The sequence below is a fragment of the Variovorax sp. 05T418 genome (assembly GCF_056396385.1).
Genome location: NZ_JBFTLJ010000009.1, coordinates 177,740 through 190,530, shown reverse-complemented (window position 1 = coordinate 190,530; position 12,791 = coordinate 177,740). Strand labels below are relative to the sequence as shown.

The 12,791-nt window shown below is 68.3% G+C and carries 10 protein-coding genes; 9 read left to right on the top strand and 1 reads right to left on the bottom strand.

The features are described from left to right. Positions 1 to 32 precede the first annotated feature (32 nt). Both AC1DMS_RS19355 and AC1DMS_RS19350 read left to right on the top strand, forming a co-directional pair. Positions 33 to 1,628: a S41 family peptidase gene (locus AC1DMS_RS19355; RefSeq protein WP_436310916.1), complete on the top strand. Its 1,596-nt coding sequence runs from the start codon at positions 33 to 35 to the stop codon at positions 1,626 to 1,628. Positions 1,629 to 1,771: 143 nt separating this feature from the next. Continuing rightward, positions 1,772 to 2,956: a nucleoside hydrolase gene (locus tag AC1DMS_RS19350; protein ID WP_436299225.1), complete on the top strand. Its 1,185-nt coding sequence runs from the start codon at positions 1,772 to 1,774 to the stop codon at positions 2,954 to 2,956. Positions 2,957 to 2,963: 7 nt separating this feature from the next. Here the strand turns inward: AC1DMS_RS19350 and recQ are convergent, their stop codons facing one another. Further along, the gene (gene recQ, locus AC1DMS_RS19345) at positions 2,964 to 4,865 is read right to left on the bottom strand and encodes a DNA helicase RecQ (RefSeq protein ID WP_012745318.1); all 1,902 of its coding nucleotides are present in this window, start codon (positions 4,863 to 4,865) and stop codon (positions 2,964 to 2,966) included. Positions 4,866 to 5,154: 289 nt separating this feature from the next. Between recQ and AC1DMS_RS19340 the strand changes: the two genes are divergently transcribed. The 7 genes from AC1DMS_RS19340 to AC1DMS_RS19310 all read left to right on the top strand — a co-directional run bounded on the left by AC1DMS_RS19340 (position 5,155) and on the right by AC1DMS_RS19310 (position 12,759). After that, positions 5,155 to 6,126 carry an ABC transporter substrate-binding protein gene (locus AC1DMS_RS19340; protein WP_012745319.1) on the top strand — a complete coding sequence of 324 codons (972 nt, stop codon included), beginning with the start codon at positions 5,155 to 5,157 and terminating at the stop codon, positions 6,124 to 6,126. Beyond that, positions 6,107 to 6,985 (top strand): ABC transporter permease, encoded by an 879-nt coding sequence (locus AC1DMS_RS19335; protein WP_012745320.1) that lies wholly within the window; start codon positions 6,107 to 6,109, stop codon positions 6,983 to 6,985. The genes AC1DMS_RS19340 and AC1DMS_RS19335 overlap by 20 nt, the downstream gene beginning before the upstream one ends. Continuing rightward, on the top strand, positions 6,985 to 7,767 hold the full coding sequence (locus tag AC1DMS_RS19330; protein WP_012745321.1) for an ABC transporter ATP-binding protein: 783 nt from the start codon (positions 6,985 to 6,987) through the stop codon (positions 7,765 to 7,767). Before AC1DMS_RS19335 ends, AC1DMS_RS19330 begins: the two co-directional genes overlap by 1 nt. Before the next feature lie 19 nt (positions 7,768 to 7,786). Then, positions 7,787 to 8,524, top strand: a complete 738-nt coding sequence (gene hutC / locus AC1DMS_RS19325) for a histidine utilization repressor (protein WP_012745322.1) — start codon at positions 7,787 to 7,789, stop codon at positions 8,522 to 8,524. A gap of 59 nt (positions 8,525 to 8,583) precedes the next feature. Beyond that, complete coding sequence (hutH, locus tag AC1DMS_RS19320; protein ID WP_012745323.1) at positions 8,584 to 10,137, top strand: histidine ammonia-lyase; 1,554 nt, start codon at positions 8,584 to 8,586, stop codon at positions 10,135 to 10,137. A gap of 24 nt (positions 10,138 to 10,161) precedes the next feature. Next, positions 10,162 to 11,880 (top strand): urocanate hydratase, encoded by a 1,719-nt coding sequence (gene hutU / locus AC1DMS_RS19315; protein WP_012745324.1) that lies wholly within the window; start codon positions 10,162 to 10,164, stop codon positions 11,878 to 11,880. 144 nt (positions 11,881 to 12,024) lie between these two features. Continuing rightward, positions 12,025 to 12,759 carry an IclR family transcriptional regulator gene (locus AC1DMS_RS19310; protein WP_012745325.1) on the top strand — a complete coding sequence of 245 codons (735 nt, stop codon included), beginning with the start codon at positions 12,025 to 12,027 and terminating at the stop codon, positions 12,757 to 12,759. The last annotated feature ends 32 nt before the right edge of the window (positions 12,760 to 12,791 follow it).

Here is a 12,791-nt window from a genome sequence, read left to right as displayed (position 1 = left end):
CGTCCGCCGCGGCGGGCACGAGGAGGATCTCGATGAGCTTGGGCAATGGACATGCGCGGGCGAGGCCGCGCTTCAACGCATCGGCTGCGGCCGCATTCGCGTTGGCCGGCATCGTTTGCGCGCTGGCGGGCTGTGGCGGCGGAGGAGGTGGTGGTGGTGGTGGAGGTGGCGGATTTCCGATCGTCGCGCCGCCCGGCACCACGCCGCCTCCTGCCAGCGGCGGCGACGATGACGCCATCGTCGCCTCGTCCACCGTGGCCGGCCTGTGCGCCGCGCCGCGCCCCGGCACCAACCCCGAGACGGGAATCGCCTACCCCGACAAGCCCGGCACGCTGACCGACGAGAAGCGCTGGGTGCGCGGCTGGATCGACGAAACCTACCTCTGGTACGGCGAGGTGCCCACCACCCTCAAGGCCGCCGACTACGCCACGCCGGTCGCGTACTTCAGCGTGCTCAAGACCCCGTTGCTCACGGCCTCGGGCCGCGCGAAGGACCGCTTCCACTACGTGTACGACACCGAGCGCTACCGGCAGCTCTCGGAGAACGGCGTGGCGCCGGGCTACGGCATGGAGTTCGCGTTCGTGCGCAACTCGCGCCCGCGCGACCTGCGCATCGCGTTCACCGAGCCCGGCTCGCCCGCGGCCACGGCAGGCATCGCGCGCGGCGCCAAGGTGCTCGAGGTCGACGGCGTCGACGTGGTCAACGGCACCAACACCGCCGTGATCAACCGCGGCATCGCGCCCACGGCCATCGGCGAATCGCACAGCTTCAAGCTGCAGGAAGGCAGTGCGACGCGCACCGTCACGCTGGCCGCGGCGAGCATCACGCGCACGCCGGTGCAGAACGTCAAGAGCATCGACACCGGCAGCGGCCGCGTCGGCTACCTGCTCTTCAACGACCACATCACGACCTCCGAGTCGCAGCTCATCAGCGCCTTCAACCAGTTCAGGCAGGACGGCGTGCAGGACCTCGTGCTCGACATGCGCTACAACGGCGGCGGCCAGCTCAACATCGCGAACCGCCTCGCCTCCATGGTGTCTTCGTCGGCCACCACCTCGGGCAAGGTCTTCGAGCGCCTGTCCTTCAACGACAAGAACCCGTTCCACCTGACGCCGGCGCAGACCATCTATCCGTTCTACGGCACCAGCCGCACGGGCGCGACGCTGCCAAGGCTGGGCCTCTCGCAGGTCACGGTGCTGGTCGGCCCCGACACCTGCTCGGCGAGCGAATCGGTGGTCAATGGCCTGCGCGGCATCGACGTCAAGGTCAACCTCGTGGGCGGCGCCACCTGCGGCAAGCCCTACGGCTTCTCTCCGCAGGACAACTGCGGCACCAGCTATTTCGCGATCCAGTTCCAGGGCGTCAACGCCAAGAACTTCGGCGACTACGGCGACGGCTTCGCGCCCGACTGCACAGTGGCCGACGATTTCGACCACCCGCTCGGCGACCCGGCCGAGGCGCGGCTGGCGGCCGCGCTGGCCATGCGCAGCGGCGGCGCCTGCCCCGTTTCGGCCAAGAGCGGAGCGGGACTCGAGAAATCCGGGACGGCCGGCGAACAGCCCTACCTGCTCGACCGCACGCCGCTGCGCGAAATGCGCCTGCTCGAAGCCGCACCGTCGCCGGGCTGAACCGCTTCGGCGCCAGCCTCGGTTACCCCTTGAAACCTTGCGCTTTGCCACGCCCGTGGCATGCGCTTTAGAGTTCGAGCAAACGTTTGCGCAAACGTTTGGCATTTAGTTCTACACACAAGACCACTCGAAAAGGAGCCGGGATGACGATTCGGATTCAGCGACGCAGGTGGATGGCGGCGGCCTTGCTCGCCACGGCGCTCTCGGCCTGCGGGGGCGGCGGCAACGGCAACAGCGGCATCGGGCTCGCACCGGGCTTCGGCGCGGCGCCGCCGCCGGCGCAGAAGATCATCATCGACAGCGACTACAACACCATGAGCGACGACGGCCAGCTCGGCGTCATGGCCGCGCAGCTGCAGGCCCAGGGCAAGGTGCAGGTCATGGGCATCAGCGTGGTGTCGGGCAACCAGTGGCTCAAGCAGGGCGTGGCTGACGCGCTGAAGTCGGTCGAGCGGCTCGGCGTGGGCGACCGCATCGGCATCTATGCGGGCGCGAATTACGCCTTCAACCACGACCACGCAACCATCGAGGCCGAGATGGCGGCCGGCTCCGGCGGCGACGGCTACCTGGGCGCCTGGAGTTCGCCCGAGCCCAAGACCGACGCCGACCTGAAGCCCTCGCCCGACGGCTTTGCCACCCACACGGTACTCCAGCGCAGGAGCGCGGCCGACTTCATCGTCGACACCGTGAAGGCCAACCCGAACGAGATCACCATCCTGGCCATCGGGCCGCTCACCAACATTGCGCTCGCGGTCAAGCAGAACCCCGAGATCGTGCCGCTGATCAAGAAGATCATCTACATGGGCGGCGCGGTCGACGTGCCGGGCAACACCACCAAGTACGCCGAGTTCAACTGGTGGTTCGACCCCGAGGCCGCGCAGTTCGTGGTGCGGCTGCCGATTCCGCAGGTGGTGGTGCCGCTGGACGTGACCGACACCGTGTTCCTGACCAAGCCGATCTACGACCGCATCGCGCATCCGGCCACGCCCACCGCCGTGACCGAGGTGTTCCGCCAGCTCAACGGCTACGGCTTCAGCGGCACCAACGGCTTCGAGAACAACCCGGCCTACACGCAGAACATCTGGGACACGCTCACGCTCGCCTACCTGATCGATCCGGCCTATGCCACCGAAACCGTCGAGCGCTACGTCGACGTGGTCGCCAAGCCCGGCGCCGCCGACAACGGCCGCTCCATCGGCTACGCCTCGCAGCCCGCGGGCCCGGCGCTGCAGAAGATGACGGTGGTGAAGAAGTTCGACAACGCGCGCTTCTTCGAGCTGTACGTCGACCTGCTCACGCGGCCCGTGCCGATCTCCCTGCGGCCCTGAAGCTCGACTAGAACGCGCTGCAGACGCGCAGCACCTCGGCGCCGTAGGCCTCGAGCTTCTTGGTGCCGATGCCGCTGATGCCCTGCAGGTCTTCGAGCGTCGCGGGCGCGCGCTCGGCAATGGCCGCTAGCGTGGCGTCGTGGAAGATCACGTAGGCCGGCAGGTTGTGCTCGCGCGCCACTTCCGCGCGCCAGGCCTTGAGCGCCTCGAAGCGCTTCTGGCCGTCGGCATCGAGTGCCGCGGCCGCCGGAGACGGGGCGCCGCGCGCCGCCTTCTCGCGCCGGGGCTTGCCGCCGCGCGCGGCCGGCGACGAAACCGACTCGCGCAGCGTCACGTTCGCTTCGCCCTTGAGCACCGCGCGCGAGCCTTCCGTGAGCTTCAGCGTGTTGAAGGCTTCCGCATCGACCGCCAGCGCGCCCGTGGCGATGAGCTGGCGCAGCACGCCGCGCAGCTGCACTTCGCTGAACTCCGCGCCAATGCCGAAGGTGCTGATGCGCTCGTGCCCGAACTGCTTGACCTTCTCGGTCTCCTTGCCGCGCAGGATGTCCATGATGTGGCCCGCGCCAAAGCTGATGCCGCTCAGCTGCTGCACGCGGTAGATGGTGGAGAGCAGCTTGCGCGCGGCATCGGTGCCATCCCACACCTGCGGTGGGTTCAAACAGTTGTCGCAGTTGCCGCAGGGGGTGCTCTTCTCGCCGAAGTAGCCCAAGAGACGCACGCGGCGGCAGTCGCTTGCCTCGGCCAATGAGAGCAGCGCGTCGAGCTTGCCGCGCATCACCTGCTTGAACTCTTCGCCCGCGGGGCTCTCGTCGATCATGCGGCGCTGGTTCACCACGTCCTGCAGGCCGTAGGCCATCCAGGCATCGGCCGGCGCGCCGTCGCGGCCCGCGCGGCCGGTTTCCTGGTAGTAGCCCTCGATGTTCTTGGGCATGTCGAGGTGGCCGACAAAGCGCACGTCGGGCTTGTCGATGCCCATGCCGAAGGCGATGGTCGCGACCATCACCACGCCTTCTTCGCGCAGGAACCGGTCCTGGTGCTTCTGGCGCACTGCCGCGTCCAGGCCCGCGTGGTAGGGCAGCGCGTTGATGCCCGCGCCCTTCAGCATCACGGCCACGTCTTCCACGCGCTTGCGCGACTGGCAATAGACCACGCCCGCATCGCCTTCGTGCTCGCGCTCGATGAAGCGCAGCAGCTGCGTGGTCGCGTCCTTCTTCTCGACGATGGTGTAGCGGATGTTCGGCCGGTCGAAGCTGGAGACGAACTGGCGCGCCTCCTCCAGCTGCAGCCGCTCGACGATGTCGGCGCGCGTGAGCGCATCGGCCGTGGCGGTGAGCGCGATGCGCGGCACGCCCGGGTAGCGCTCGTGCAGCACCGTGAGCGCGCGGTATTCGGGGCGGAAGTCGTGGCCCCACTGGCTCACGCAATGCGCCTCGTCGATCGCGAACAGCGAGAGCTTGCCGCGCTCCTTCAGCGAATCGAGCTGCGAGAGAAAGCGCGGCGTGTTCACGCGCTCGGGCGCCGCGTACAGCAGCGTGATCTCGCCGCGCAGCATGCGGCGCTCGACGTCCTGCGTCTGCTCCCAGTCGAGCGTCGAATTCAGGAAGGCCGCGTTCACCCCGGCCTCGTGCAGCGCGCCGACCTGGTCGTGCATCAGCGCGATCAGCGGCGACACCACCACCGAGACCCCGCGCCCCGCGCGCTGCCGCGCAATGGCCGGGATCTGGTAGCACAGCGACTTGCCGCCGCCCGTGGGCATCAGCACCAGCGCGTCGCCGCCGGCCACCACATGCTCGACGATGTCCTGCTGCGGTCCGCGGAACTGCGAATAGCCGAAGACTTCGTGAAGGATGTCGGCGGGTGCGCTGCTGCTGCCGGGGGCGTCGAGGGGAAGGGGAGCGAGCGAGGACACGGGCAGCGGATGCGAAGGGTGGGGTGGGCGAAAGGGGGAAACGCCGATTGTCCCCCAGCGGCACCCGCAGGACTGTGGCACGAGGTTTGCAATGGTGAAGCCCGCCTTGCCGCCTTCCTGTATAGACAGCAATCTGGTGCGTTTTGCTGAAGGAATGCACCGAAACGGTCCTTTCGGGTTATCCTGTATATACAAGTTGGGGCGCTTGGCAACAATGCGAGGTGCGCGCAGCCCGTGGTCGGGAGCGTATCGCCAAGCTTTTTCCTAGAAAACAGACCCAGGAGTACCCATGGTCGTCAAGACGGTAGTTGTGAAAGTCGCGTCGCTGCTGGCAGCAGGCGCGTGTGCAGCAGGCATGGCCCAGACGGCCGCCGCGCAGGAAACCAGGATTGCGCTCGGCATGTCGGGCTGGACCGGCTTTGCGCCGCTCTCGCTGGCCGACAAGGCCGGCATCTTCAAGAAGAACGGCCTGGACGTCGAACTCAAGATGATTCCGCAGAAGGACCGGCACCTCGCGCTGGCCTCCGGCGCCATCCAGTGCGCCGCCACCACGGTGGAAACGCACGTGGCCTGGAACGCCAACGGCGTGCCCATCGTGCAGATTTTCCAGATGGACAAGTCCTACGGCGCCGACGGCCTCGCGGTGCGCAACGACGTGAAGGGCTTTGCCGACCTCAAGGGCAAGACCATCGGCGTGAGCGCGCCGGGCACCGCGCCTTACTTCGGCCTGGCCTGGATGCTCAACAAGAACGGCATGACGCTGAAGGACGTGAAGCTGGTCTCGCTCGAGCCGCAGCCCGCGGCCCAGGCCTTCGTGGCCGGCCAGAACGACGCCGCCATGACCTACGAGCCGTATCTTTCGACCGTGCGCGCCAACCCCACCGCCGGCAAGATCCTGGCCACCACGCTCGACTACCCGATGGTGATGGACACCGTGGGCTGCGCGCCCACCTGGCTCAAGGCCAACGCCAAGGCGGCGCAGGCGCTCGCGCAGTCGTACTTCGAGGCACTCGACATGATCAAGGCCGACCCGGCCAAGGCCAACGAGCTCATGGGTTCGGCCGTCAAGCAGACCGGCGAGCAGTTCGCCAAGTCGTCGGCCTACCTGCGCTGGCAGGACAAGGCCGCCAACCAGAAATTCTTCGCGGGCGAGCTCACCGGCTTCATGAAGGAAGCCGCGCCCATCCTGCTGGAGGCCGGCGTGATCCGCAAGGCGCCGGAAGACTACACGGCCATGTTCGATGCAAGCTTCGTCAAGTAAGGCCCTGCCGCAGGTGGCGCCGCGCGCGGCGGCGCCTGCATCGGCCGCAACCCCCCAGGCCGCCGTGCCCGCGCGGCGCCGTTCGCTCGCGCCGCTCGAGCCCGTCAGCGGGCGCGCCCGCGTGCTGCTCGGCCTCGGCTTCTTCGTGGCCTTCGTGCTCGTGTGGTCCGTTGCCACGCTCGGCGGCTTCGTGCCGCCGACCTTCCTGGCCAGCCCCGTGACCATGCTGAAGGAAGGCTGGATGCTGTTCGCCGAATTCGGCTTCATCGGCGACGTGGGCATGACCGTGTGGCGCGTGTTCGGCGGCTTCCTGCTGGCGGCCGTGCTGGCGGTGCCGCTGGGCATTGCCATGGGCACCTGGAAGGCCGTGGAGGCCTTCTTCGAGCCCTTCGTCTCGTTCTGCCGCTACCTGCCGGCCTCGGCCTTCATTCCGCTGCTCATCCTGTGGGCGGGCCTGGGCGAGATGCAGAAGCTCTTGGTGATCTTCATCGGCTCGTTCTTCCAGATCGTGCTGATGGTGGCGGTGACGGTGGGCGGCGCGCGGCGCGACCTCGTCGAGGCGGCCTACACGCTGGGTGCCAAGAGCCGCGGCATCGTGGCGCGCGTGCTCATTCCGGGCGCTGCGCCCGGCATTGCCGAGACGCTGCGCCTGGTGCTCGGCTGGGCCTGGACCTACGTGATCGTGGCGGAACTCATCGGCTCCTCGTCGGGCATCGGCCACATGATCACCGACAGCCAGGCCTTGCTCAACACCGGGCAGATCATCTTCGGGATCATCGTGATCGGCGTCATCGGGCTGGTGTCCGACTTCGCTTTCAAGGCGCTCAACCGCCGCATGTTCGCCTGGGCTGCACTCTGATGAACGACCAACTTTCCATCCAGGGCGTCTCGCGCGTCTTCACCGGCGCCAACGGCCAGCGCACGCAGGCGCTGCTGCCGATCGACTTCGAGGTGCGCGAGAACGACTTCGTCACCATCCTCGGCCCCTCGGGCTGCGGCAAGTCGACGCTGCTGCGCATCGTCGCGGGGCTCGACTTCCCGACCACCGGCCAGGTGCTGCTCGACGGCGAGCGCATCGAAGGCCCGGGCGCGGACCGCGGCGTGGTGTTCCAGAGCTACACGCTCTTTCCGTGGCTCACGGTGGCGCAGAACATCCGCTTCGGCCTGCGCGAGCGCGGCATGAGCGAGGCCGACCAGAAGGAGCGCAGCGAGTTCTTCATCGCCAAGGTGGGGCTGCGCGGCTTCGAGCACCATTTTCCGAAGCAGCTCTCGGGCGGCATGCAGCAGCGCACCGCAATTGCGCGCGCGCTCGCCAACGACCCCAAGATGCTGCTGCTGGACGAGCCCTTCGGCGCGCTCGACAACCAGACCCGCGTGCTGATGCAGGAGCTTTTGCTCGGCATCTGGGAGTCGGCGCGCAAGACGGTGCTGTTCGTCACGCACGACATCGACGAGGCGATCTTCATGGCCAACCGCGTGGCGGTGTTCAGCGCGCGGCCGGGCCGCATCAAGACCGAGATCGCGGTCGACTTTCCGCATCCGCGCAGCTACACCATCAAGACCTCGCCGGAGTTCATGGAAATCAAGGCGCGGCTGACCGAAGAGATCCGCGCCGAGTCGATGGCCGCGGCCGAGCACTGACACAAGCCCCACGCCTGAAATGAAACGCGACCTGCCGTCCCTCGCGCTCTATGCGCAAGTCAAGGATCACATCTCCCGCAAGATCCAGGACGGCACCTGGCCGGCCGGCCATCGCCTGCCGTCCGAGAGCGAATTGGTCGCGCAGTTCGGCATCTCGCGCATGACGGTGAACCGCGCGCTGCGCGAGCTCATGGAGCAGGGCCGCATCGTGCGCGTGGCCGGGGTCGGCAGCTTCGTGGCCGAGAACAAGCCGCAGTCCACGCTGCTGCAGATCGCCAACATCGCGAGCGAGATCCGCCAGCGCGGGCACGACTACCGCTGCGAGATGCTCGCGGTGGAACGCCTGGCCGCCTCGCCCGACGTGGCCGCCTGGCTCGACATGCGCGCGGGCACCTCGGTGTTCCACAGCGTCTGCCTGCACCTGGAGAACGACACGCCGGTGCAGCTGGAGGAGCGCTACGTCAATCCGCTGGTCGTGCCCGATTTCCTCGAGCAGGACTTCGCCGCCGTGCCCCCCAGCGAGTACCTGGTGCGCCACGTGCCCTTCGACCAGATCGAGCACGTGGTCGACGCCGTGCTGCCCACCGCCGAGCAGGCGGCCCGGCTCGCGATGGAGCCCACCGACCCCTGCCTGCTGCTCACGCGCCGCACCTGGACGCGCAACACGCCGGTCACCTGGGTGCGCTGCCTGCATCCGGCGTCGCGCTACAGCCTGGGCAGCCGCTTCAAGGCCGACGGCAACCCCAGCTTCGGCTGATTTTTTTGTCACGGAAACCGAAGGTTTTCTCTCGCAACTACTTGTATAGACAGGTTCACATGCCAACAAGCAAACACACCGCCACCCCCTTGATCCTCACGCCCGGCAAGGTGGACCTTGCCATGCTGCGCCGCATCCAGGCCGGCGGCGTGCGGCTGGCGCTCGATCCTTCGGTGCAGGAGGGCATGGCGCGCGCCGAAGCGGCTGTGCGCCACATCGTCGAGAACGACCAGGTGGTCTACGGCATCAACACCGGCTTCGGCAAGCTCGCGAGCACGCGCATCGGCAACGACCACCTGGCCGAGCTGCAGCGCAACCTCGTGCTCTCGCACAGCGTGGGCACGGGCGAGCCGCTGGCCGCGCCGGTGGTGCGCATGGTGCTCGCGACCAAGGCCGTGAGCCTGGCGCGCGGCCACTCGGGCGTGCGGCCCGCGCTGGCCGAGGCGCTGCTGGCGCTGTTCAATGCGGGCGTCATGCCGCGCATTCCGTGCAAGGGCTCGGTCGGCGCCTCGGGCGACCTCGCGCCGCTCGCGCACATGGCCTGCGTGCTGATCGGCGAGGGCGAGGCCACCACGGCCGACGGCGCCGTGGTCAGCGGCGCCGAAGCCATGCGCCTCGTCGGCCTCGAACCCTTTGTGCTCGGCCCCAAGGAAGGCCTGGCGCTGCTCAACGGCACGCAGGTGTCGACCGCGCTCGCGCTCGCCGGCCTGTTCGGCGCGGAGGACGTGTTCGCTTCGGCGCTGATGTCGGGTGCGCTCTCGCTCGAAGCCATCCAGGGTTCGATCAAGCCCTTCGATGCGCGCATCCATGCCGCGCGCGGCCAGCCGGGGCAGATCGCGGTGGCGGGCGCGGTGCGCACGCTGCTCGAAGGCAGCGAGATCGTCCCTTCGCACGCCGACTGCGGCCGCGTGCAGGACCCGTATTCGGTGCGCTGCATTCCGCAGGTGATGGGCGCCTGCCTCGACAACCTCGCGCATGCCGCGCGCGTGCTGGTGATCGAGGCCAATGCCGCCTCGGACAACCCGCTGGTGTTCACCGACACCGGCGAAGTGATCTCGGGCGGCAACTTCCACGCCGAGCCGGTGGCCTTTGCGGCCGACATCATTGCGCTGGCAGTGAGCGAAGTGGGCGCGATTGCCGAGCGCCGCATCGCGCTGCTGCTCGACACCGGCCTGTCGGGCCTGCCGCCGTTCCTGGTGCGCGATGGCGGCCTGAACTCGGGCTTCATGATCGCGCAGGTCACGGCCGCGGCGCTGGCGTCGGAGAACAAGTCGCTCGCGCATCCCGCGAGCGTCGACAGCCTGCCCACTTCGGCCAACCAGGAAGACCACGTGTCGATGGCCACCTTCGCGGCGCGCCGGCTCGGCGACATGGTCAACAACACGGCGGTGGTCGTCGGCATCGAGGCGATGGCCGCGGCACAAGGCATCGAACTCAAGCGGGGGCTCAAGAGCTCCCCGCTGGTCGAAGCCGAATTCGCCGCCATCCGCCAGAAGGTCGCTTTTCTCGAACGCGACCGCTACCTTGCGCCCGACATCGAAGCGATGCGCCAGTGGGCGCTGAAGGCCGAGCTGCCGGCCGCGCTCTTGAACATCCTGCCCAGCCACGCCTGAACACCGAACAAGGAGAACCTCGCCATGAACGCACCCGAAAAGCTCCCGCTGCAAAACACCGACCCGCGCCACGACCCGACGCGCGTGATCCGCGCCCCGCGCGGCAGCACGCTCAACTGCAAGAGCTGGCTCACCGAGGCGCCTTACCGCATGCTGCAGAACAACCTCGACGCCGAGGTGGCAGAGCGTCCGCAGGACCTCGTGGTGTACGGCGGCATCGGCCGCGCCGCGCGCAACTGGGCCTGCTACGACCAGATCCTCGCGTCGCTGAAGGAACTGAACGACGACGAGACGCTGCTCATCCAGTCGGGCAAGCCGGTCGGCGTGTTCAAGACGCATGAGAACGCGCCGCGCGTGCTGCTCGCCAACTCGAACCTCGTGCCCAAGTGGGCCAACTGGGAGCACTTCAACGAGCTCGACCGCCAGGGCCTCTTCATGTACGGCCAGATGACGGCCGGCAGCTGGATCTACATCGGCAGCCAGGGCATCGTGCAAGGCACCTTCGAAACCTTCGTCGAAGCCGGCCGCCAGCACTACAACAACAGCCTCGCGGGCAAGTGGATCCTCACGGCCGGCTTGGGCGGCATGGGCGGCGCGCAGCCGCTCGCGGCCACGCTCGCGGGCGCGGTGTCGCTCAACATCGAGTGCCAGCAGACCAGCATCGACTTCCGCCTGCGCACGCGCTATGTCGACAAGCAGGCGCGCGACATCGACCATGCGCTCGAGCTCATCCAGCAGCACTGCGACGCGAAGGAAGCCGTGTCGATCGCGCTGCTCGGCAACGCGGCCGACATCCTGCCCGAGCTCGTGAAGCGCGCCAAGGCCGGCGGCATCAAGCCCGACCTCGTGACCGACCAGACCTCCGCGCACGACCTGATCAACGGCTACCTGCCTTCGGGCTGGAGCGTTGCGCAATGGCAGGCCGCGATGAAGGACGTCTCGCAGCACGACGCGCTCAAGAAGGCCGCCGCCAAGTCGTGCGCCGTGCACGTGCAGGCCATGCTCGACTTCCAGGCCATGGGCATCCCCACGGTCGACTACGGCAACAACATCCGCCAGGTCGCCTTCGACGAGGGCGTGCAGAACGCCTTCGACTTCCCGGGCTTCGTGCCGGCCTACATCCGCCCGCTGTTCTGCGAAGGCAAGGGCCCGTTCCGCTGGGTGGCGCTCTCGGGCGACCCCGAAGACATCTACAAGACCGACGCCAAGATCAAGGAGCTGTTCCCCGAGAACACCCACACGCACCGCTGGCTCGACATGGCGCGCGAGCGCATCGCCTTCCAGGGCCTGCCGGCGCGCATCTGCTGGCTGGGCCTGGGCGAGCGCCACATCGCCGGCCTGGCCTTCAACGAGATGGTGAAGAACGGCGAACTCAAGGCACCCATCGTCATTGGCCGCGACCACCTCGACACCGGCTCGGTGGCGAGCCCCAACCGCGAGACCGAGGCCATGAAGGACGGCACCGATGCGGTGAGCGACTGGCCGCTGCTCAACGCGCTGCTCAACACCGCGGGCGGCGCCACCTGGGTCAGCCTGCACCATGGCGGCGGCGTGGGCATGGGCTATTCGCAGCACTCGGGCGTGGTGATCGTGTGCGACGGCACCGAGGCCGCCGCCAAGCGCATCGAGCGCGTGCTCTGGAACGACCCGGCCACCGGCGTGATGCGCCATGCGGACGCGGGCTACGACATTGCCGTGGCCACGGCGAAGAAGCAGGGCCTCAATCTGCCGATGGTGCGCTGACCGGCGCATGAAGCAGCGGTAAGCCGAAGGTAGAAAGAAAAAGCGCGCCCATTCCCACTCAGTGGGAATGAAGGCTTGGATGTGGGAACGGTGGGCAAGATACTGCACACCGCATCCACTTTCGACGCCCCGCGATTGGCCCAGATGACGTCCATGCCCGAAGCTTCCGCCCACAACGACCGCGCGCTGCGCGTGCTGTCGGTGCTGGCGCAGAGCAAGTCGGCGATGAGTGCGGCCGAACTCGCCGAAGCCACGGGCCTCGTCAAGAGCACGCTGTACCGGCAGATCGCGGTGCTGCGGCGCTGGGGCTTCGTGATGGAGACCGACGGACGCTATTCGCCCGGCCCCGTGAGCGTGCAGCTCGCGAGCGGCTTCGACGGCAACTCCGACCTCGTCATGGCCGCGCGCGCCGACATGCGCGCGCTCGCGCAGCAAAGCCATGAAAGCGTGGCGCTGGTCACGCTGGTCAACGACCGCGTCGTGTGCCTGGAAATGATCGACAGCGAGCAGTCGCTGCGCTGCTCGTTCGACCGCGGCCGCAGCGTGCCGGCGCGCGACGGCGCCAGCGCCAAATGCCTGCTGGCCCACCTGCCGGCCGACCAGCGCGATGCCTTGCTCGACAGCCTTGGCGACGACCCCGGCCGCCGCGCCGAGCGTGCCGCCGAGCTCGACGCGATCCGCGAGGCCGGCCATGCCGTGACCCACGGCGAGGTCGACGCGGGCGTCTGGGGCGCGAGCGCACCGGTGCTCGGCCCGGGCCGGCGCCTGCGCGGCGCGATCACGCTCATGGCGCCGCTCACGCGCGCCGGGGGCATGGAAGCTGCATGGGCCGCCCTCACCGTCGTCACCGCGGCGCGCATCTCGCGCGCGCTGCAATAGCCGATCGCTGCCTTTCTTTCCCTCTTTTTTTT